The organism is Pseudomonas sp. MUP55, from assembly GCF_034043515.1.
Taxonomy (GTDB): domain Bacteria; phylum Pseudomonadota; class Gammaproteobacteria; order Pseudomonadales; family Pseudomonadaceae; genus Aquipseudomonas.
Genome location: NZ_CP138214.1, coordinates 5650524 through 5671612, shown reverse-complemented (window position 1 = coordinate 5671612; position 21089 = coordinate 5650524). Strand labels below are relative to the sequence as shown.

The window sequence follows — 21089 nt, the reverse complement described above, 5'->3', positions numbered from 1 at the left end:
TACACATAGGTCGACTGACGAAACGCATGTGTGAGCAACCCCCCGCGCATTGACCCGCGCCCGCTCAGAACCGTAACCCCGTCGTCACCATCGCCGCATTGAACCCCAGCAGCACCACTTCCGCCGCCACCGGCCCGTAATGCGTGCCTACCGAGGGGATGATCACCGGCGCCACGCCATAACGGTTCAGCGGGATCTTATCGCGATACTTGCCGCGATAACCCTGGATCGCCCCGCCCGTGACCTTCAGGTACACCGGGTACTCGGCCATGTCATAGCGCTTACCTGCATAGGCATAGTACGAACGCTGGCGGAACGAATTGCGAAACGTCGCCCCGCCGTACACAAAACCCGAGGCTTCGTTGTGCTCCAGGCCGATCAGGTCCTGGTTGTTGTTGTGCTCCGGGTCAGGCGCGAAGTGCCGGGTGTAGACGCTGGTCTGGGCGTACCAGAAGCCTTTTTCGTCCTCGACAGCCAGCGTTTCGCCAGCCAGTGCCGTGGTGGCCTGGGCGAGGAACAACAGGCCAGGCAATCGGAATTTCTTCATGGGGTGCGACCTCGATAGTCGGTTAGAAGGGCGGCTAAGTGGTCGTTCTGTACGCGCCATTTTGACGGTTTGGCGAATTCCCAGGCTGAACCGGGGCTGAAAGTAGCGGGATTGTTGCCCTCAATCCTGACGGCAGAGCTTGCTTGCTTATGCTTTCGCTTATTCTTTAAAGGTATTTAATTTGTTAGATAAATATCATTAAGCTATATCTCAACGGACTACCGATCTTCTTTCAGTCACCAACACACTGACCGCCACCGCCCGCCAGCCGGATCGATCGTACGAATTCAGAGCAGTGAAGTTCTGATTCCTGATTCAAGGGGAGTGGTATGGGGAGTTACAAGAAACACGCGCTGTACTCAGCGATTTTGTCGGCCAATTTGCTGACCGCTGTGGGCTTCAATCCCGTCCTGGCAGACGAAACGCCTGCCGCCGAAGCGCCCAGGCTCGACACGGTGATCGTCACCGGTACCCGCGCCCAGGAGCGCACTGCCAGCGCTTCGTTGTCGCCTATCGACGTGATCTCCGGCGAAACCCTGCGCAGCACCGGCTCCGACGAGTTGGGCGCCGTGTTGGCGCGCCTGATTCCATCGATCAACTTTCCCCGGCCAAGCCTGGTCGATGGCGCCGAACTGGTGCGCCCGGCGCAGTTGCGCGGCCTGTCGCCGGACCAGGTGCTGGTGCTGGTCAACGGCAAGCGCCGTCACACCAGTGCCTTCGTCAATCTCGGCGGAGCGGTGGGCCGCGGTTCGGCACCGGCAGACTTGAATGCAATCCCGCTGTCGGCGGTCGACCACATCGAAGTGTTGCGTGATGGCGCCTCTGCTCGTTATGGCTCAGACGCGATCGCTGGGGTGATCAACGTGATTCTCAAGCACACCGATCATGGCGGCTCGGTCTCCACCAAGTTCGGTGAGTACAAGAAGGGTGACGGAATCCAGCGCAATATCAGTGGCAACACCGGCCTGGCCTTGGGCGACAACGGCTTTATCAACCTCTCGGGCGAAGGCGCCGACAACGATTACACCAATCGCGCGGGCAATGATTACCGCCCCGGCAGCGTCGGCTCCACCACCTACGGTCAGCGTGTGTTCCGTCAGGGCGAGCCGGCCACCAACGAAGGCAAGTTCCAGTTCAACTCTGAATATGCCTTCAACGATGCGGCCGAGTTCTACACCTTCGGCGGCTACAGCAAGCGACGCGGCGAGACGGCGGCGTTCTATCGAGCGAGCAATGCGTCCAACAACATTGCGGCGCTCAACCCCAACGGCTACCTGCCGCTGATCAAGGGCAACCTGGAAGACACGTCCCTGGTGGTCGGCTTGCGCGGTCTGCTGGCTTACGACTGGCATTACGATTTGTCGGCCAACTACGGCAAGAACCAGTATGAGCTGGGCACTGAAACCATCAATACGTCCCTGGGCCTGAGCACGCCGCGCAAATTCAACAATGGCACCTTGAGCAACGATCAGAAGCAAGTCAGCCTGGACCTGTCCCGTGAGTTTGACCTGGGGTTGCTGCCATACCCGGTTTCCGTGGCGTTTGGCGGTGAATACCTGCATCAAGGTTATGAAATCGAAGCAGGGGAGCCCGCGTCCTACTACCAGACCGGCAGCTCGGGCCTCGGTGGCTTTCGCGATGCCGATGCCGGCACCAGCACCCGGCACAACTGGGCGCAGTATCTGGACCTGGAAACCAACTTCACCGAAAAACTCAGCGCCTCGGCTGCGGTGCGGCATGAGGACTACAGTGATTTTGGCTCCAACCTCAGCGGTTCGCTGTCGGCCCGTTACGACTTCACCCCGCAAGTGGCGTTGCGCGGCAGTATTTCCAACGGCTTTCGCGCGCCGTCCCTGGCCCAGCAGAATTTCGCCTATACCTCGTCGCAGTTGATCGGCAATACGATCCAGGAGGCCGGCACGTTCCCTGCCAACAGCCAGGTGGCGCGACTGCTCGGCGCCGAAGACCTCAAGGCCGAAAAGTCGCGCAACTACAGCCTTGGCCTGGTGCTGGAGCCTGCCGACGACCTGACGGTGACGCTGGATGTGTATCGCATCGACATACGCGACCGCATCAGCCTCTCGTCCAACCTCTCGCTCAACCCGGCGACGGTTGCCTACCTGCAAGCCAACGGGGTCGGCAATATCAACTACACCACCGCGCGTTACTTCACCAATGCCACCGACACCAGCACCGACGGTGTCGACCTGGTGGCCAACTATCGCTATCAGTTCGATAACGGTATTCGCTGGAACAGCACCGTGGGCTACAACTACAACCACACCAAAGTCACCGACGTGAAGGCCAATCCGGCGGTCCTCGACAGTCTGGGTGCCAACCTGGTGCGGGTGGACCGTCGCGAGCGCATTGGTTTGCTCGGTGACACCACGCCCCAGCACAAGCTGAGCCTGGGCAACGATTTCACCTTCGGCCAGTGGGCGCTGCACAGCAACCTGGTGCGCTATGGTGAGTTCACCAGCTACCAGGCGGACAAGGTCAACGACCAGACCTTCAAGGCAGCCTGGGTGCTGGACCTGTCGGCGGATTACAAACTGAAGAACTGGACCTTCACCTTGGGCGGCGACAACGTCACCGACAAATACCCCGAGAAGGTCAATGCCTACGCCAGCAGCGGCGGCAATCTGGCCTATAGCACTTTTTCGCCGTACGGTTACAGCGGCGCGTTTTATTACGGTAAAGTTGCTTACAACTGGTAACACACAGGAGGCGCACCGCTTTTCGCCATGACCGCCATCGAAACCGATCTTTTGCAGTTGGCTTACCCTCCGCGGCTCGATCTGGGGCCGCAACTCACTCACGAACAATTGATGAGCTCGATGCAGGCCACTATGGGTCGGCACAAGGGTGGGCCGGTCTGGCTATTTGCGTATGGTTCGCTGATCTGGCGTCCTGAATGCTCCTCCACCGAGCGGGTGCGCGCACGGGTCCATGGCTATCACCGGGGCCTGTACCTGTGGTCCCACGAGCACCGCGGTACGCCGGAGTTGCCGGGCCTGGTGTTCGGGCTGGATCGCGGCGGGTCGTGCAGCGGGTTTGCTTACCGCTTGCCGGAGGATCAGCTGGAGGCTTCGCTTTATGCGTTATGGCAACGCGAGATGCCGTACCCGTCCTATCGACCGCACTGGCTCAGTTGCCGGCTGGAGGATGGCAGTCAGGTACAGGCATTGGGGTTTGTGCTGGAACGGCACTTGCCCAGCTATGCCGGCAACTTGCCTGATATCGTGCTCAATCATGTGCTGCAAAGCGCTTGCGGGCGTTACGGCACCACTCGCGATTATGTCGAGCAGACCGTGAACGCCCTGCGTAGCCACGCCATGCCAGATAAAAACCTGGAGGCGCGGCTCAAGCGTTGTGCAAAGGATTGCTCAGGCGGTTAGCGCGCCGAGCTGACGCTGTTGGTGTGCCACAGCGTTGGGATCAGGAACGCAATCGCCAGGATGCACGCGCCGATCAGCAGCACGAAACCACCGTCCCAACCGAAGTGGTCCACGGTGTAGCCCATCGCCGCACTCGCCGCCACCGAACCGCCCAGGTAGCCGAACAGGCCGGTGAAGCCCGCAGCCGTGCCGGCGGCTTTCTTCGGTGCCAGTTCCAGCGCCTGCAGGCCGATCAGCATCACCGGGCCATAGATCAAAAAGCCGATGGAGAACAGCGCGATCATGTCGACCATTGGATTTCCCGGCGGGTTGAGCCAGTAAACCAGGGTCGCCACGGTTACCAGCGCCATGAACACGATGCCGGTCAGGCCGCGATTGCCACGGAAGATCTTGTCCGACATCCAGCCGCACAGCAGCGTGCCCGGGATACCTGCCCACTCGTAAAAGAAATACGCCCAGGACGACTTGTCCACCGTGAAATGCTTGGCTTCTTTCAGGTAGGTCGGCGCCCAGTCCAGTACGCCGTAGCGCAGCAGGTAGACGAACACGTTGGCGAACGCGATGTACCACAGCATTTTGTTGCGCAGTACGTACTTGACGAAGATTTCCTTGGCGCTGAATTCGTCTTCGTGGCTGGCGTCGTAGCCTTCCGGGTAGTCGTTCTTGTACTTCTCGATAGGCGGCAGGCCTACCGACTGCGGGGTGTCACGCATGGTGATGAAGGCAAACGCCGCCACCAGCAACGCCACGGTCGCCGGTACATAAAAGGCCGCATGCCAGTCGTTGAACCAGGCCATGCCCAGCAGGAACAGCGGGCCGATCAGGCCGCCGCCGACGTTATGCGCCACGTTCCATACCGACACTACGCCGCCGCGTTCCTTCTGCGACCACCAGTGCACCATGGTCCGCCCACTTGGCGGCCAGCCCATGCCCTGGGCCCAACCGTTGATGAACAGCAAAATGAACATCATGGTCACGCTGGACGTTGCCCAGGGTGCGAAACCGAAAATGAACATGACCCCGGCTGAAACCAGCAGGCCGAAGGGCAGGAAGTAGCGCGGGTTGGAGCGGTCGGACACCAGGCCCATGAGGAACTTGGACAGGCCGTAGGCGATCGCGATGGCCGACATCGCCAGGCCCAGCTCACCGCGGGTGTAACCCTCGTCGATCAGGTAGGGCATGGCCAGGGAGAAGTTTTTGCGCAGCAGGTAGTAGCCGGCGTAACCGAAGAAAATACCGGCGAAGATCTGCCAGCGCAGCCGTCGGTAGGTACTGTCTATTTTTTCTTCAGGCAGGGGCGCCTGGTGTGCGGCAGGTCGAAAGAAAGCAAACATTCAAGAGCTCCAAATTTCTTGTTTTGACTGCGGATGCGAATGTTACAGTTTCGTTACCGAAAATAGCATCGCCTCTTATCTGCAAACACAGGAAAACGGAGCAATTGCATGTTCTCTTATGAACATGTCGCTAATAGATAAGTTGTGGTCGTAAATGGATTCTGCAGACACGGGAGATCCACTTGTGGGAGGGGGCTTGCTCCCGATAGCGGTGGGTCAGTTGATACATCAGGTGACTGACACAACGCCATCGGGAGCAAGCCCCCTCCCACATTTGAATGCATTTCATACCGGTCAGCGGGTCTGGACGACCACCTTGCCCACCGCCTTGCGCTGCCCCAGGTCATTGATTGCCTGGGCGGCCTGTTCCAACGCATACACCTGCGACACCAACGGCTTGAGCTTGCCCTCACCGTACCAAGTGAACAGCTGCTGAAAGTTCGCCGCATTGTCCTGCGGCTGACGCTGGGCAAACGAACCCCAGAACACGCCCACCACTGCCGCGCCCTTGAGCAGTGCCAGGTTCACCGGCAGTTCCGGAATGCGCCCGCTGGCGAAGCCCACCACCAGCAGGCGGCCGTTCCAGGCGATCGAACGGATGGCTTGGTCGAACAGGTCACCACCCACCGGGTCGTAGATCACGTCGGCGCCGTTGCCGTCGGTCAGGCGCTTGACCTCGTCCTTGAGGCTGGCTTCGCTGTAGTTGATCAGCTCATCGGCGCCGGCCGCCTTGGCCACCGCCAGTTTGTCGGCGCTGCTGGCGGCGGCGATCACCCGGGCGCCCATGGCCTTGCCGATTTCCACGGCGGCCAGGCCCACGCCACCGGAGGCGCCGAGTACCAACAGGGTTTCGCCGGGTTGCAGGTGGGCGCGCTGTTTCAGCGCGTGCATCGAGGTGCCGTAGGTCATGCTGAAGGCGGCGGCGGTGTTGAAGTCCATGCTGGGCGGGATCGGCAGCACGTTGTAGCCCGGCACCGCGACCTGCTCGGCAAAGCTGCCCCAGCCGGTGAGGGCCATCACGCGATCGCCGACTTTCAAGTGGCTGACCTTCTCCCCCACCTCGCTTACCACGCCCGCCGCTTCGCCACCCGGTGAAAACGGAAAGGGCGGCTTGAACTGGTATTTGCCTTCGATGATCAGGGTGTCCGGGAAATTCACCCCGGCCGCGTGCACGTCCAGCAGGACTTCGTTCTTCTTGATCGTGGGGCTGGCGATCTCTTCCAGCACCAGAGTTTCGGCAGGACCGAAGGCTTTGCACAGCACAGCTTTCATCGGACTATTCCTTTTGGCGTCGTGGCCGATAAGTGTAGGAGGGTACACCCGTGGGTCAATGAGCATGCCCGCGCCTGATAAGCCCCCATAAGCTTGTGCTCAGCCTTGCTAGCGTTATGCTACCCGGCAACCGAATTCGAGGAATGAACTGTGAAAGCGTGGATCCTGTTGATGCTTGCCCTGACCTTGCCGATGGCAGCCCAGGCCGAAGAAGCCAAAGAGGGCGAGGCGCCGAAAGTCAGCTATATCAGCCTTACCCCGCCGTTCGTGGGCAACTACGGGCTTGATGGCACGGCCAAGCTCAAGGTATTCAAGGCCGACATCGCCCTGCGCGTGACCGGTACCGAAGCCGCCGCAGCGGTCAAAGCCAACGATGCGTTGATTCGCAACCAACTGGTGGCGCTGTTTACCCAGCAGACCAACGAAACCATGAGCAGCGTAGAAGGTAAGGAAAAGCTGCGTCAGGAAGCGTTGAAGCAAACCCAGCAAGTCATGAACGATGAGACCGGCAAGCCGGTGGTGGAAGACCTGCTGTTCAACAACCTGATCATCCAGTAACGCCTCAACACAAACCCATGACCGCCGCCCATTGCTCGGCAGTGACCGGCATCACCGAGAGCCGGCTGCCTTTTTGCACCAAGGGCAGTTCGGCCAGCGCGGTCTGCTGCTTCAGGTAGCCCAGTCCCAACACCTTTGCAAAAGTCTGCCCATGCGCGACGTCGATTGCGCTCCACGGGTTTTTCTCAAGGGTGGCCTTGGCGTCGAAATAGTGGCTGTCCGGCTCAAGCGCGGTCGGGTCCGGATAGGCGGCCTCGATGATTGTGCCGGTGCCGGCAATGCCCGGTTCCGGGCAGCTGGAGTGGTAAAAGAAAAATTCATCGCCCACCGCCATGGCGCGCAGGAAATTACGCGCCTGGTAATTGCGCACCCCGTCCCAGCGCGCTTTGCCGAGCTTTTCCAGATCATGGATGGACAGTTCGTCAGGCTCGGATTTCATCAGCCAGTAGGCCATTTTCGGGCTCCTGAAAAGGGTATTGGGCAAGTTGTCGGGCAATGCCGTGACAAACCGACAGTCGGTTGGCGCCAAGGTTTGCGTGTTGGTTCACGTTACCGCAGAATGCCGGCTTTTAAGCTTGGCGCAGCTGCAACGGACTACTTTGGAACGTTGTTGTCATCGTGTACGAGGTGCCTGAAGGGGGGCAATCGATGCAACGTAAACCGGATTTACTATGGATATTGGTTATTTTGTTTGGTCTGGGCGTCGTGACCACCGGGTATGCCCAGAGCCTGTGGTCGAACAAGACCGATGCACCGGTTGAGCTCTCGCCTGTGCAACAGCAATTCAAGCGTTAACACGACTTCAAGGCGTCGCTGGTTCCAGCGGCGCTTCTGCGACATACCAATGCTTATCGGTGACAGTGCCCGCCAGCGGCACGTCCCAACTCGCCTGCGCCAAGCGATCCACTTGCTGACACTCATGGGCCAGCCCAAGCAGCGTCGGCTTGCGCCAGCTTTTGCGCCGGGCCAGGTAGGCCAGGCTGCGGTCATAGAATCCGCCACCCATGCCCAATCGCCCGCCCTCATTATCGAACCCCACCAGCGGCAGCAGCACCAGGTCCAGCGCCCACACCTTGCGTTGGCGTTGGGCATTGGGCCGTGGCTCAAGAATGCGAAAGCGGTTGGGCAGCAACTTATCCCCAGGCCGCACGCGCTGGAACACCATCTTGGTTCGCGGCCACGCACTCAGTACGGGCAGGTAAGTGGCCTTGCCCTGGCGCTGAGCAGCGCGCAGCAGCAGACGCGGATCGATTTCACCGTCCGTCGGTAGATATAAAGAAATATGTTTGGCCCGGCGAAACAGCGGGTGCTGTGCCAGTTGTCGATATAGCCCCAAAGCGGCCTGGCGCTGCTCGCTGGGGGTGAGTGCGCGGCGGGCCTTGCGCAACATGCGTCGAAGTTGCGGACGTGATAGTGGCGCAGGTTCGTTCATGGCTTTTCGGCTCATAAAACAATGCCAGTCCTGGGACTGGCATTGAGTTTGGGAATTCAGGCTCCCCGGCAGAGCCGCTGTCGACTAAGCCCTTGAACCCGAAAGTTCAAGGTGGAAGAAGCAGTAGGCTTTAAGGCTTTCCGTCTAGCGGACATGCACACCAGCCCAACGTGCAACTTCCAGGGTAGTGCGAATCGGCTCCGGGACATCGCCGACTGGCAAACACGCCAGGGAGTGAGGCGAGTATACCTTAAACAGATTCGGCAATCAGCCCTTGGGTGCTTCTGAATCGGTGGAGAGTGCCAGATCAACGCGTTCGAGTAGGTCGCGCACTTGCTCGCGGGTCGAACCGCTGGCCTGCACATCAGGGCGCTCCTGCTTATGAAGCAGGTCGTGGGTAATGTTCAGCGCGGCCATCACGGCGATGCGGTCGGCGCCGATCACTTTGCCGCTGCTGCGGATCTCGCGCATCTTGCCGTCCAGGTAGCGGGCAGCGCTCACCAGGTTGCTGCGCTCTTCCTGGGGGCAGATGATCGAATATTCTTTGTCTAGGATCTGCACGGTAACGCTATTGCTTGAACTCATGAGTCTTGCTCCAGGGCCTTCAGGCGCGAAATCATCGATTCGACCTTACGCCGGGCGATTTCGTTTTTTTCAATGAGGTGAGCGCGTTCCTCGCGCCAGGTCTTTTCCTGAGCTTGTAGGAGTCCGTTTTGACTCTTAAGTTGCTCGACCCGATCAATTAGCAGTTCGAGTCTGGCCATCAGCGCTTGCAGGTCGGTGTCTTCCATTGGGTTCCACTGGATTTGTCTGATGAATGGCAACTGCAGGATAAACGATCTGACGCCCTCGATAGTCTTGGTACGTCTGCCGGTGCTAGGATACAGCGCTCCATTCTAGACATTGCGCCGTCTGGCGCCTAGCTCACCATGCCCATTCAGAACTCCCCGTACGATGCTTTTTCCAAACTGCTGAGCACCAGCGGTCATCCTTGCTCGCCTGCCGAACTGCACGGCGTGCTGTTGGGCCGCAGCTGCACCGGTGTCGGCTTCGACGCCGACAACTGGCTGGCCGATGTGGCCGAGCTGCTCGAAAAGGAACCTGAAGATAACGTGCGCAATGCGCTGATCGGCCTGCAAGAGATGGTCAAGGGCGAGCTGACCGGTGATGACGTCACCGTGGTCCTGCTGCTGCCGACCGACGATGTGCCGCTGGCCGAACGCGCCGCTGCACTGGGCCAATGGTGCCAGGGTTTCCTCCATGGTTTCGGCGTGAACGCCGGTGGCCTGGAACTGAGCACCGATGCCAAGGAAGTGCTGCAGGACCTGGCAGCCATCTCCCAGGTGCAAGATGCCCTGGAAGAGTCCGAGGACGGCGAGGGCGACTACATGGAAGTCATGGAATACCTGCGCGTCGCGCCATTGTTGCTGTTCACCGAGACCCGCAAGTCCGCTGAACCGGCGGCACCCAAGCCGTCGCTGCACTAAGAGAGGAAACCCATCTGCCCATGATCCATATCCCCAAAGCGGAATACACCCGTCGCCGCAAGGCGCTCATGGCGCAGATGGAACCCAACAGCATCGCTATCCTGCCCGCCGCCGCCGTGGCGATCCGCAATCGCGACGTGGAGCATGTCTACCGCCAGGACAGCGACTTCCAGTACCTGAGCGGATTCCCCGAACCGCAGGCGGTGATCGTGCTGATGCCCGGTCGCCAGCATGGCGAGTACGTGCTGTTCTGCCGCGAGCGCAACGCCGAGCGCGAATTGTGGGATGGCCTGCGCGCCGGCACTGAAGGCGCGATTCGTGATTTCGGGGCGGACGATGCGTTTCCCATCACCGATATCGACGACATCCTGCCCGGCCTGATCGAAGGCCGTGACCGGGTGTATTCGGCCATGGGCAGCAATGCCGAGTTCGACCGGCATCTGATGGAGTGGATCAACGTGATCCGCTCCAAGGCGCACCTGGGCGCCCAGCCGCCGAACGAATTCGTTGCCCTGGATCATTTGCTTCACGACATGCGCCTGTATAAATCGGCGGCGGAAGTGAAGGTGATGCGCGAGGCGGCGCGAATTTCCTGCGCGGCCCATGTGCGGGCGATGCAGGCCAGCCGTGCCGGCCTGCATGAGTTCAGCCTGGAGGCCGAGCTGGATTACGAGTTCCGCAAGGGCGGCGCGAAAATGCCGGCCTATGGCTCCATCGTTGCCGCCGGGCGTAATACCTGCATCCTGCATTACCAGCAGAATGACGCGTTGCTCAAGGACGGCGACCTGGTGCTTATCGATGCCGGTTGCGAGATCGACTGCTACGCCAGTGACATCACGCGTACCTGGCCGGTCAACGGTAAGTTCTCGCCCGAGCAAAAGGCGATCTACGAAATTGTGCTGGCCTCCCAGGAAGCTGCCTTCCAGCAGATCGCGCCGAACAAGCACTGGAACCAGGCGCATGAGGCGACCGTGCAGGTCATCACGGCCGGGCTGGTCAAGCTGGGGCTGCTGCAAGGCGACGTTGACGAGCTGATCGCCAGTGAAGCCTATCGCGCCTTCTACATGCACCGCGCCGGTCACTGGCTCGGCATGGATGTGCATGATGTGGGCGAGTACAAAGTAGGCGGTGAATGGCGCGTGCTGGAAGTCGGCATGGCCTTGACCGTAGAGCCGGGAATCTATATTTCACCGGACAACCAGAACGTAGCGAAGAAGTGGCGTGGCATTGGCGTACGCATCGAGGACGACGTGATAGTGACCAAGCAAGGCTGTGAAATCCTGACCGGCGCGGTGCCCAAGACGGTGGCCGAGATCGAAGCGCTGATGGCGGCTGCCCGATGAGCCGGGTCAACCTGGCGATCATCGGCGGCGGCCTGGTGGGCGCCAGCCTGGCACTGGCGTTGCAGGCCGGGGCCAAGGCGCGCGGGTGGACCATCGCCCTGATCGAGCCCTTCGCTCCGGGTGACAGCTACCAGCCGAGCTACGATGCGCGGTCTTCAGCGTTGTCCTTCGGCGCCCGCCAGATTTATCAGCGCCTGGGCCTGTGGCAAGCGATTTCCCAGCGCGCCGAGCCGATCAAGCAGATTCATGTGTCGGACCGCGGACGTTTCTCCACCGCGCGCTTGTCGGCCCTGGAAGAAGGCGTGCCGGCCCTGGGTTACGTGGTGGAAAACGCCTGGCTCGGCCAGTGCCTGTGGCAAGGCCTGGACAAGGACGTGGTGAGCTGGCGCTGCCCGGCGGAGGTCACACGCATGGAGCCGCTGGAAGGCGGCTATCGCCTGACCCTCAATGACGAAACCGTGCTGGAGTGCGACCTGGCGGTGTTGGCCGATGGCGGTCGCTCCGGTCTGCGCGAGCAGCTTGGCATCGGCGTGAAAACCCGGCCTTACAATCAGAGCGCGTTGATCGCCAATATCACCCCGAGCGAAGCCCACAATGGCGAAGCGTTCGAGCGTTTTACCGATGACGGCCCGATGGCCCTGCTGCCGCTGCCCGACAACCGCTGCGCGCTGGTCTGGACCCGCATCGGCATGGACGCCCAGCGTCTGGCCAACCTCGATGAGCGCAGTTTCCTGAGCCAATTGCAGGAGGTGTTCGGCTATCGCCTGGGCACCCTGAAACAAGTGGGCGCGCGGCATCTTTATCCGCTGACCCTGGTGGAAGCCGAAGAACAAGTGCGCTCGCACCTGGTGGTGCTGGGCAATGCGGCGCACAGCCTGCACCCGATTGCCGGGCAGGGCTTCAACCTGTCCCTGCGCGATGCCAGCGCCCTGGCCGAAGCCTTGCTGGCCGGGCCGCAAGTGCCCGGAGACCTGGCAACGCTGCAACGCTATCGCGAGCGCCAGCGCCTGGACCAGCAATTGACCGTGGGTTTCTCCGACCAGGTCACGCGCCTGTTTGGCAGCGGGCAACCGTTGGTTGCGCTGGGGCGCAACATGGGCCTGCTCGGCCTGGATCTGCTGCCGCCGGCCAAACGCTGGTTCGCCCGCCAGGCCATGGGCCTGGGCACGCGCTCCGATGCGTAAATGGCTGATCGAGCGGCTGGGCAAGGCGCGGCTGTTGCGTTGGGTGATGACGCTTTATCCGCCGTATCTGGGCGCCGGTGTCAGCGTGCAGCAGATGAGCGCTGACTTTCGTCACGTCAAAGTACGCATGGGCCTGGGCTGGTATAACCGCAATTATGTGGGCACGCAGTTCGGCGGCAGCCTGTATTCGATGGTCGACCCGTTCTACATGCTGATGCTGATGGAGAACCTGGGCCGCGACTACATTGTGTGGGACAAGGCCGCCAGCATCGACTTCATCTCGCCGGGCAAAGGCCCGGTGTATGCCGAATTTTCCATCGACGACACCTTGCTCGACGAGGTGCGCCGACAGACCGCCGATGGCGAGAAATATTTGCCTCGCCTCAAGGTCCAGATTCATGACGGCTCCGGCACCCTGGTGGCGCGAGTCGACAAAACCCTTTACGTGCGGCGCAAGCCGCCAGCGAGACAGGCTTGACTATGGACATGCGCGCAGATGTGCTGATCGTCGGGGCCGGAATGGTCGGAAGCGCCCTGGCGCTGGCGTTGCAAGGCAGTGGCCTGCAGGTATTGCTGCTTGACGGCAGCCCGCTGAGCGTCAAGCCGTTCGAGCCGGCAGCGGCCTTTGAACCGCGGGTGAGTGCGTTGTCCTCCGCCAGCCAGCGCATTCTGCAACGCCTTGGTGTGTGGGACGGCATCGTCCAGCGTCGCGCCAGCCCGTATGGCCAGATGCAAGTGTGGGACGGCAGCGGCACCGGGCAGATCCACTTCTCGGCGGCCAGCGTGCATGCCGAGGTATTGGGGCATATCGTCGAGAACCGCGTGGTCCAGGATGCCTTGCTGGACCGTCTGCATGATTGCGACCTGGGGCTGTTGGCCAATGCGCGCCTGGAACAGATGCGTCGCTCCGGTGACGACTGGCTGCTGACCCTGGCCGACGGCCGCAAGCTGCGCGCGCCGCTGGTAGTCGCCGCCGACGGCGCCAACTCCGCGGTGCGCCGCCTGACCGGCACCCCCACCCGTGAGTGGGATTACCTGCACAACGCCATCGTGACCAGCGTGCGCAGCAGCCAGCCGCACCAGCGCACGGCGTGGCAACGCTTTACCGACACCGGCCCGCTGGCGTTTCTGCCGCTGGTGCGGGATGGGCATGAGGATTGGTGCTCGATCGTCTGGTCGACCACGCCGGCGGAGTCCGAGCGCCTGATGGCGCTGGATGACGAGCGCTTCTGTGGGGAACTGGAGCGTGCCTTTGAAGGGCGTCTGGGCAACGTGATCAGCGCCGACCCGCGCGTCTGCGTGCCGTTGCGTCAGCGCCACGCCAAACGCTATGTGGCCGAGGGCCTTGCGCTGATTGGCGATGCAGCCCACGTCATCCACCCCTTGGCGGGGCAGGGCGTGAATCTGGGGTTTCTGGATGCTGCGGTGCTGGCCGAAGTGCTGCTGGCGGCCAACGAACGTGGCGAGCGTCTGGCGGATGTGAAGGTGCTGAGCCGCTACGAGCGTCGGCGCATGCCGCATAACCTGGCGCTGATGGCGGCCATGGAGGGCTTCGAGCGCCTGTTCCAGGCCGATCAACTGCCGTTGCGCTGGTTGCGCAATGCCGGGCTGAAGATCGTCGATCAGATCCCGGAAGCCAAGGCGGTGTTTGTGCGTCAGGCCCTGGGCTTGACCGGCGACCTTCCGGACCTCGCCAAACTGTAAATTGAAATGCGGTCTCCTGTGGGAGGGGGCTTGCCCCCGATGAGGTCGCCAGCCCTCACACATACCTCAAACCGTGCAACATCTGGTAACGCCTCCACCAAGCGTTACCAAATGTGAGTCCTTATCATTTGCCCTCTTTTTGCAAATGAGCGACCGCACCCATGTTGGCACCCAAGCGCCTCCTGACTGCCCTGGCACTCACCCTGATCGGCAGCACCACCGTGCAGGCCGCCGACGAAGTGGTGGTCTACTCCTCGCGCATCGATGAACTGATCAAACCGGTGTTCGACGCCTACACCCAGAAAACCGGTGTGCAGGTCAAATTCATCACCGACAAGGAAGCCCCGCTGATGCAGCGCATCAAGGCCGAGGGCGAAAACGCCACCGCCGACCTGCTGCTCACCGTCGATGCCGGCAACCTCTGGCAGGCCGAGCAGATGGGCATCCTGCAACCGTTCACCTCCGAGGTGATCAACAAGAACATTCCGCTGCAATACCGCTCTTCAGCCCACGCCTGGACCGGCTTGAGCCTGCGTGCGCGCACCATCGCCTATTCCACCGACCGCGTAAAACCGGGCGACCTGACCACCTACGAAGCCCTGGCCGACAAACAGTGGGAAGGCCGCCTGTGCCTGCGCACGGCGAAAAAGGTCTACAACCAGTCACTCACCGCCACGCTGATCGAAACCCATGGGGCGAGCAAGACTGAAGAAATCGTCAAGGGCTGGGTGAATAACCTGTCCACCGATGTGTTCTCCGACGATATCGCGGTGCTGGAGGCGATCAATGCCGGGCAATGCGATGTGGGCATCGTCAACACCTACTACTACGGTCGCCTGCACAAGCAGAAGCCGGACCTGGCGGTGCAGCTGTTCTGGCCGAACCAGGGCGACCGTGGTGTGCATGTGAACCTGTCGGGCATCGGCTTGACCAAACACGCGCCACACCCAGAGGCGGCCAAGGCTTTGGTGGAGTGGATGACCACGCCCGAAGCGCAGAAAATCTTCGCCGATGTAAACCAGGAGTTCCCAGCCAACCCGGCGGTACCGCCGTCGGCGGAAGTGGCGAGCTGGGGTAAATTCGTGGCCGATACCTTGCCGGTGGAAGTGGCGGGCAAGCGCCAGGCCGAGGCTATCCGCTTGATGGACCGCGCCGGCTGGAACTGATCCTGTAAATCGCCGCAGATCAAAATGTGGGAGGGGGCTTGCCCCCGATGGCGGAGTGTCAGTCTAATCAATAGTGACTGATACTCCCTCATTGGGGGCGAGCCCCCTCCCACAGTGTTTTATGTCTGCTTTCAGATAGTCCTTTCCCAGGGAATTTGCTCTTGGCCCATCCCGCCCAACGCCGCTGGTACCTGCCAGTCTTCAGCGTCGCCGCCCTGGTGCTGCTGCCGCTGAGCGTGCTGTTGCTGTCCTGGCAAAGCATCGACCAGCAGATCTGGTCCCACCTGTGGGACACCCAGATGCCCCGCTTGTTGGGTAACACCTTGACGTTGGTGCTCGGCGTCGGTCTTGGCGTGACGTTGCTGGGCGTGAGCCTGGCCTGGCTGACCAGCCTGTGCGAATTCCCGGGGCGCCGCTGGCTGGATTGGGCGCTGATGCTGCCCTTTGCGATTCCGGCCTATGTGCTGGCCTTCGTGTTCGTGGGGTTGCTGGATTTCGCGGGCCCCGTGCAAACCCTGCTGCGCGAGTGGTTCGGTAACGGGCTGCGCCTGCCGCGTGTGCGTTCCACCAGCGGGGTGATCATCGTATTGGTGCTGGTGTTCTATCCCTATGTCTACCTGCTGGCGCGCTCGGCATTCCTGGCCCAGGGCAAGGGTTTGATGGAAGCGGCACGGGTGCTCGGCCAGTCGCCCTGGCAAGCGTTCTGGCGCGTGGCGCTGCCGATGGCTCGCCCGGCGATTGGTGCCGGCGTCGCCTTGGCCTTGATGGAAACCCTGGCGGATTTTGGCGCGGTCTCGGTGTTCAATTTCGACACATTCACCACCGCCATCTACAAGACCTGGTACGGCTTTTTCAGCCTGTCCAGTGCGGCGCAACTGGCCAGCCTGTTGCTGCTGGTGGTGATGCTGGTGCTGTATGGCGAGCGGCGCGCCCGCGGAGCGAGCCGGCCCGGCAACGAGCGCCCGCGAAGCAAGGCGTTGTATCACCTGCATGGGCTCAAGGCGGCTGCGGCCAGTGCCTGGTGTGGCGTGGTGTTTGCCTGCGCGTTTGTAATCCCGATGCTGCAACTGGTGGCCTGGTTCTGGCAGCGCGGCCGGTTCGATCTGGATGAGCGCTACACCGGCCTGATCGTGCACACCCTGTACCTGGGCGGCATCGCGGCGCTGATAACGGTCAGCGTGGCGCTGGTGCTGGCTTTCGCCAACCGCCTGGCCCCGACGCGGGCGATTCGTTCCGGCATCAGCCTGGCCAATGTCGGTTATGCCTTGCCCGGCTCGGTGCTGGCGGTGTCGATCATGTTGGCCTTCAGCTATCTGGACCGTGAGCTGGTGGTGCCACTGTCGGGCTGGCTGGGCGGCGCGGGCAAACCGTTGCTGCTGGGCAGCCTGTCGGCGCTGGTGCTGGCGTATCTGGTGCGCTTTCTGGCGGTGGCCTACGGCCCTCTGGAAAACAGCCTGGCGCGTATTCGCCCATCGTTGCCCGAGGCCGCACGAAGTCTGGGCGTGAGTGGACCCCGACTGTTTTGCAAGGTGTATCTGCCGCTGTTGCTGCCCGGAACCCTGAGCGCGGCACTGCTGGTGTTCGTCGATGTGCTCAAGGAAATGCCCGCCACCTTGCTGATGCGCCCGTTTGGCTGGGACACCCTGGCGGTACGGATCTTCGAAATGACCAGTGAAGGAGAATGGGCGCGGGCCTCGCTGCCGGCGCTGACCCTGGTGCTGGTCGGGTTGTTGCCGGTCATCGGACTGATCCGACGCTCCGCACGACAAATCGGTTAGGTGCCAGTCCTACAGCTTGCGGCTACAATGCGCGGCATTCGGTGTGCCGCGTCTTTCGAGGCGGGTTGCCACAGGTGTCTGCAGGCCTTGTCATTCAAGGCGTGCGGCACTAGCGGTGGCTCTGCACACCTTCGCCAAGCCCGGAAGGAGAAACCCATGGGACAGCGTACGCCTCTGTACGACCTGCATCTCGCCCTCGGCGCGAAAATGGTCGATTTTGGCGGTTGGGATATGCCTTTGCATTACGGCTCGCAGGTTGAGGAACACCATCAGGTGCGACGCGACTGCGGGGTGTTCGATGTATCTCATATGACCGTGATCGATGTCAGCGGCCTTCAGGCCAAGGAATGGCTCCAGCACCTGCTGGCCAATGATGTCGATCGACTGCACGGCTGCGGCCGTGCGTTGTACAGCGCCATGCTCAATGAGCAGGGCGGGGTGGTGGACGACATGATCGTCTACCGTACCGAAACCGGTTACCGGCTGGTGGTCAACGCCGCCACCCGTGACCAGGACATGGCCTGGATGCAGGCGCAACTGGGCCACTATTCCGTGCAGCTCCAGGAGCGCTCCGAGCTGGCCATGCTCGCCATTCAAGGCCCTCACGCGCGGCAGAAGATCGCCGAGCTGGTGACCCAGTCCCGTGGCACCCTGATTCATCAGCTCGAACCGTTCGAAGGCCAGGCCGACGGCGACTGGTTTATCGCCCGCACCGGTTACACCGGCGAAGACGGGTTGGAAATTGTCCTGCCTGCCGACCAGGCGCCGGGGTTTTTCAACGACCTGGTGGGCGCCGGTATTTCCCCCATTGGCCTGGGTGCCCGCGATACCTTGCGCCTGGAAGCCGGCATGAACCTGTATGGCCAGGACATCCACCAGCAGGTGTCCCCCCTGGCCGCCAACATGGCCTGGAGCATCGCCTGGGAGCCGGCAACCAGGAATTTCATCGGCCGCGCCGCGCTGGAAGCGGAAAAAGCCGCCGGTGTGCAGTTCAAACTGGTAGGTCTGGTCCTGGAAGAGCGTGGGGTTTTGCGCGCTCACCAGGTGGTTCGTATCGCCAATGTTGGCGAAGGGGAGATCACCAGTGGTAGTTTCTCTCCTACGCTTAGCAAATCCATTGCACTGGCGCGCGTGCCGACGGCGACTGCCGACCGGGCTGAAGTGGAAATCCGCGGCAAGTGGTACCCGGTCCGAGTGGTCAAGCCGACCTTCGTGCGCCATGGCAAAACCTTGATCTAACAAATTTTCCGGCAGGCCAAAGGCCGCTGACATTTCTTCTTGAGGACACAGACTATGAGCAATATCCCTGCCGACCTGCGTTTTGCCAAAAGTCACGAGTGGGCCCGTCTGGAAGCCGACGGCACCGTGACTGTCGGGATCTCCGACCATGCACAGGAAGCCTTGGGCGATGTGGTGTTTGTTGAACTGGCTGAGGTCGGCAAAGTGCTTTTAGCCGCTGATCAAGCGGGTGTGGTCGAATCGGTGAAAGCCGCCTCGGATATCTACTCGCCGGTTGCTGGCGAAGTGATCGAAGTTAATGAGGCATTGAGCGGTGAACCGGAGCTGTTGAACTCTGACCCGTACGGCGCCTGGATCTTCAAGCTCAAGCCAAACAATCCGGCTGATCTGGAAAATCTGCTCGACGCTGCCGGCTACAAAGCCGCTATCGGCGAGTAAACGCAAGGCCCATGTGGGAGGGGGGCTTGCTCCCGACAGCGGTGGTTCAGTCAAAGATGCATTGGCTGACACTCCGCCATCGGGGGCAAGCCCCCTCCCACATCAGGTGATCAGTCTGCTTTCAATACTGCTTTTACCGCCGCCACGGCTCGCTCTACATCCGCCTCTGTCATCGCCGTAAACATCGGCAACGACACGATCAAACGCCCCACTTTCTCCGCAACCGGGAACATGCCGTCCTTGAACCCCTGTGCCCGATACAGGCTCAGCAGGTGGATCGGCGGGTAGTGATAGCCAATGCCGACGCCGTGGGCCTGCATCTGCTCCATAAAGGTGGCGCGGGCCGGCAAGCCGTCCAGACGCTCCGGCAATACCAGTTGGAACAAGTGCCAGTTGCTGTTCTCGAAGTCCGCCGGCGGCAGTTGGGCGCCGTACTGTTGTTCAAAATCAGTGCCGAAGCATTCGAAGTAGTGCCTTGCCAGGTTCTTGCGATGGGCAGTGATCTTCTCGATGTGGGCAAATTGACCCAGGCCGATGGTGGCCGCGATATCGGTCATGTTGAATTTGCCACCCAACACGTCCACATCCAGGCCATCAAATCCGCTGCGGGTAACGCCCTGCAAGCGGTATTTCTCGGCCAGGCGGGCTTCTTCGGCGTTGTTAAGCACCAGGCAGCCGCCTTCCGATGAGGTGATGTTCTTGTTGGCCTGGAAGCTGAACGATACGAAGTCGCCGGTAGCGCCGATGCGTTCGCCGTCCCAGCTGGACCCCAGGGCCTGGGCGGCATCCTCGACGATGCGCAGGTTGTACTTGTTGGCCAGTGCATAAAGCATCGGCATGTCCAGGGGCAAGCCGGCCAGGTAGACCGGGATGATCGCCTTGGTGCGCGGAGTAATCGCTGCTTCAACCTGGGCCAGGTCGATGTTGCGGGTCACCGGGTCGATATCGGCGAACACCGGGGTGGCGCCCACTTCGAGGATGACGTTCGCCGTGGCAACCCAGGAAATCGGCGTGGTGATGACTTCATCTCCAGGCCCGATACCGGCGATACGCAGGGCAATCTCCATGGTGCAGGTGCCGGAGTTGAAGGTGCGTACCGGGCGGCCGCCAAAGTATTCCGACAACTGCGCTTCGAACGCCTGCACCTTCGGTCCGCTGGTGATCCAGCCCGAGCGCAGCACATCGCCGACTGCCGAGATGGTGGCTTCATCAATGGTAGGTTTGGAGAACGGCAGGAAGGGCTGTTGGCTCATGACGAAGAAGGCATCCGTTTCAGATAAGAGAACTCAGTACCGCATGGTTGCACGGTGTGACTGAATATAGCCTGTCATGCGTGAACGAAACGTCATGTTGCGGGCAAAAAAATGCCGCTGTGTCAGCGGCATTGCCTGCGGTGTCAGAAGGCCAGGCGGGCTTCGAGAAACACATTCTGCTCCTTGAGTTGGCCTTTGAGTTGCTCGTCGCGGGCGTTTATCCGGTTGGCGAAAGTGTTGTAACCCGTTTCGACTTTGCCCATGTCCACATAACGCCAGCCCGTGCCCAGCGTGAGCTTTTCGCTGACCTTGGCGTCCAGTCCCAAGCCTACGCTGTAGGCGAAGTTGTATTGGGTATTGCTGGCGAACTGGCGTGAGGGGTTGCTCTGAAAGCCCTCGGCATCAATCTTCGCCATGCCCACTCCCGCCATACCGTAGAACGACAGCCACTCGTTGATCGGGATGTTTTTGTAACCGTTGAGCATCAAGCGCTGGCTGTCGACCTCAAGGCGGTTGACGTTGGCGTTGAATGGCGCCCAGTAGGAGTCAAATGTCGCGCTACTGCGCGTGGTGTATTCACCTTCCAGGCGCCAGCCATCGGCAAAGGCGTAGCCCACGGCGAATGAGCCGGTAAAGGTTTTGCTGCTGTCGGGGGCTTCGACTCGGTCGGTGACACGAGGGCTGGTCAGCAGCGCGCTGGACAGGTTCTGGCGGGCACTGTTGAGTTTTGCCGAACCATACCAGCCGTCTGCCTGGGCAAAAGGTGCCGCGAATGTGGCAAGCAGAAGGGCAGAAGACAGTTTTCGCGTAATCATTGGTTTACCGGTGGGCTATGAACGGAGCTGATAGCTTGTTGCTCCGGGTCAGGCTGCCCAACAGGAATAGTCTGGTTTTAGCGCTCGATCATTAACGTGGGCTGTAGGAAACAGGAGCTGTCAGGGTGATGTCCGTCGACA

General features: G+C 61.1%; 22 protein-coding genes and 1 other RNA gene. 13 read left to right on the top strand and 10 right to left on the bottom strand.

What is annotated here, in order from left to right; genetic code table 11:
• Window positions 1-64: 64 nt before the first annotated feature.
• Window positions 65-547 (bottom strand): sn-glycerol-3-phosphate transporter, encoded by a 483-nt coding sequence (locus SC318_RS25690; RefSeq protein WP_320428929.1) that lies wholly within the window; start codon window positions 545-547, stop codon window positions 65-67.
• Between the two features lie 329 nt (window positions 548-876).
• On the opposite strand from SC318_RS25690, the gene SC318_RS25685 reads away from it, so the two are divergent.
• Window positions 877-3264 carry a TonB-dependent receptor plug domain-containing protein gene (locus tag SC318_RS25685; protein ID WP_320428928.1) on the top strand — a complete coding sequence of 796 codons (2388 nt, stop codon included), beginning with the start codon at window positions 877-879 and terminating at the stop codon, window positions 3262-3264.
• Window positions 3265-3291: 27 nt separating this feature from the next.
• Complete coding sequence (locus SC318_RS25680; protein WP_124388689.1) at window positions 3292-3945, top strand: gamma-glutamylcyclotransferase; 654 nt, start codon at window positions 3292-3294, stop codon at window positions 3943-3945.
• On the opposite strand, the gene glpT is transcribed toward SC318_RS25680, so the two are convergent.
• Window positions 3942-5279, bottom strand: a complete 1338-nt coding sequence (gene glpT / locus SC318_RS25675; RefSeq protein ID WP_016978960.1) for a glycerol-3-phosphate transporter — start codon at window positions 5277-5279, stop codon at window positions 3942-3944. The genes SC318_RS25680 and glpT overlap by 4 nt on opposite strands.
• Before the next feature lie 294 nt (window positions 5280-5573).
• A complete protein-coding gene (locus tag SC318_RS25670; protein ID WP_320428927.1) occupies window positions 5574-6551 on the bottom strand; it encodes an NADPH:quinone oxidoreductase family protein in 978 nt (325 codons plus the stop codon).
• A 150-nt stretch (window positions 6552-6701) separates the two neighbouring features.
• On the opposite strand from SC318_RS25670, the gene SC318_RS25665 reads away from it, so the two are divergent.
• Entirely contained in the window at window positions 6702-7109 is a 408-nt protein-coding gene (locus tag SC318_RS25665) for a flagellar basal body-associated protein FliL (protein WP_124388687.1), read from the top strand.
• Between the two features lie 4 nt (window positions 7110-7113).
• On the opposite strand, the gene SC318_RS25660 is transcribed toward SC318_RS25665, so the two are convergent.
• Window positions 7114-7563 (bottom strand): EVE domain-containing protein, encoded by a 450-nt coding sequence (locus tag SC318_RS25660; protein WP_320428926.1) that lies wholly within the window; start codon window positions 7561-7563, stop codon window positions 7114-7116.
• Between the two features lie 194 nt (window positions 7564-7757).
• Between SC318_RS25660 and SC318_RS25655 the strand changes: the two genes are divergently transcribed.
• The gene (locus SC318_RS25655) at window positions 7758-7904 is read left to right on the top strand and encodes a hypothetical protein (RefSeq protein ID WP_015886446.1); all 147 of its coding nucleotides are present in this window, start codon (window positions 7758-7760) and stop codon (window positions 7902-7904) included.
• A gap of 7 nt (window positions 7905-7911) precedes the next feature.
• Here the strand turns inward: SC318_RS25655 and SC318_RS25650 are convergent, their stop codons facing one another.
• From SC318_RS25650 to SC318_RS25635, 4 genes are all read right to left on the bottom strand, one after another.
• Window positions 7912-8541: a 5-formyltetrahydrofolate cyclo-ligase gene (locus SC318_RS25650; protein ID WP_320431295.1), complete on the bottom strand. Its 630-nt coding sequence runs from the start codon at window positions 8539-8541 to the stop codon at window positions 7912-7914.
• A gap of 58 nt (window positions 8542-8599) precedes the next feature.
• A non-coding RNA gene (gene ssrS, locus SC318_RS25645) (6S RNA) lies at window positions 8600-8778 on the bottom strand.
• A 30-nt stretch (window positions 8779-8808) separates the two neighbouring features.
• Window positions 8809-9126 (bottom strand): cell division protein ZapA, encoded by a 318-nt coding sequence (locus tag SC318_RS25640; RefSeq protein WP_306490807.1) that lies wholly within the window; start codon window positions 9124-9126, stop codon window positions 8809-8811.
• Entirely contained in the window at window positions 9123-9332 is a 210-nt protein-coding gene (locus SC318_RS25635) for a TIGR02449 family protein (RefSeq protein WP_306490806.1), read from the bottom strand. Before SC318_RS25635 ends, SC318_RS25640 begins: the two co-directional genes overlap by 4 nt.
• A gap of 138 nt (window positions 9333-9470) precedes the next feature.
• On the opposite strand from SC318_RS25635, the gene SC318_RS25630 reads away from it, so the two are divergent.
• The 9 genes from SC318_RS25630 (at window position 9471) to gcvH (ending at window position 18880) form a co-directional block, all read left to right on the top strand.
• Window positions 9471-10028 carry a YecA/YgfB family protein gene (locus SC318_RS25630; protein ID WP_320428925.1) on the top strand — a complete coding sequence of 186 codons (558 nt, stop codon included), beginning with the start codon at window positions 9471-9473 and terminating at the stop codon, window positions 10026-10028.
• 20 nt (window positions 10029-10048) lie between these two features.
• Window positions 10049-11371 (top strand): Xaa-Pro aminopeptidase, encoded by a 1323-nt coding sequence (gene pepP / locus SC318_RS25625; protein WP_320428924.1) that lies wholly within the window; start codon window positions 10049-10051, stop codon window positions 11369-11371.
• On the top strand, window positions 11368-12555 hold the full coding sequence (gene ubiH / locus SC318_RS25620) for a 2-octaprenyl-6-methoxyphenyl hydroxylase (RefSeq protein WP_320428923.1): 1188 nt from the start codon (window positions 11368-11370) through the stop codon (window positions 12553-12555). Before pepP ends, ubiH begins: the two co-directional genes overlap by 4 nt.
• Complete coding sequence (locus tag SC318_RS25615) at window positions 12548-13033, top strand: DUF4442 domain-containing protein (RefSeq protein WP_320428922.1); 486 nt, start codon at window positions 12548-12550, stop codon at window positions 13031-13033. Before ubiH ends, SC318_RS25615 begins: the two co-directional genes overlap by 8 nt.
• Before the next feature lie 8 nt (window positions 13034-13041).
• Complete coding sequence (locus tag SC318_RS25610) at window positions 13042-14259, top strand: 2-octaprenyl-3-methyl-6-methoxy-1,4-benzoquinol hydroxylase (protein WP_320431294.1); 1218 nt, start codon at window positions 13042-13044, stop codon at window positions 14257-14259.
• A gap of 161 nt (window positions 14260-14420) precedes the next feature.
• On the top strand, window positions 14421-15425 hold the full coding sequence (locus tag SC318_RS25605; RefSeq protein ID WP_320428921.1) for an extracellular solute-binding protein: 1005 nt from the start codon (window positions 14421-14423) through the stop codon (window positions 15423-15425).
• A gap of 161 nt (window positions 15426-15586) precedes the next feature.
• Window positions 15587-17203, top strand: a complete 1617-nt coding sequence (locus SC318_RS25600; protein ID WP_320428920.1) for an ABC transporter permease — start codon at window positions 15587-15589, stop codon at window positions 17201-17203.
• A gap of 156 nt (window positions 17204-17359) precedes the next feature.
• On the top strand, window positions 17360-18442 hold the full coding sequence (gene gcvT, locus SC318_RS25595) for a glycine cleavage system aminomethyltransferase GcvT (protein ID WP_320428919.1): 1083 nt from the start codon (window positions 17360-17362) through the stop codon (window positions 18440-18442).
• Window positions 18443-18496: 54 nt separating this feature from the next.
• Window positions 18497-18880: a glycine cleavage system protein GcvH gene (gene gcvH, locus SC318_RS25590; protein ID WP_320428918.1), complete on the top strand. Its 384-nt coding sequence runs from the start codon at window positions 18497-18499 to the stop codon at window positions 18878-18880.
• 110 nt (window positions 18881-18990) lie between these two features.
• On the opposite strand, the gene SC318_RS25585 is transcribed toward gcvH, so the two are convergent.
• Together SC318_RS25585 and SC318_RS25580 are read right to left on the bottom strand one after the other, a co-directional pair.
• Complete coding sequence (locus tag SC318_RS25585) at window positions 18991-20133, bottom strand: DegT/DnrJ/EryC1/StrS family aminotransferase (protein ID WP_320428917.1); 1143 nt, start codon at window positions 20131-20133, stop codon at window positions 18991-18993.
• 143 nt (window positions 20134-20276) lie between these two features.
• On the bottom strand, window positions 20277-20948 hold the full coding sequence (locus SC318_RS25580) for an outer membrane protein (RefSeq protein ID WP_320428916.1): 672 nt from the start codon (window positions 20946-20948) through the stop codon (window positions 20277-20279).
• Between the last annotated feature and the right edge of the window lie 141 nt (window positions 20949-21089).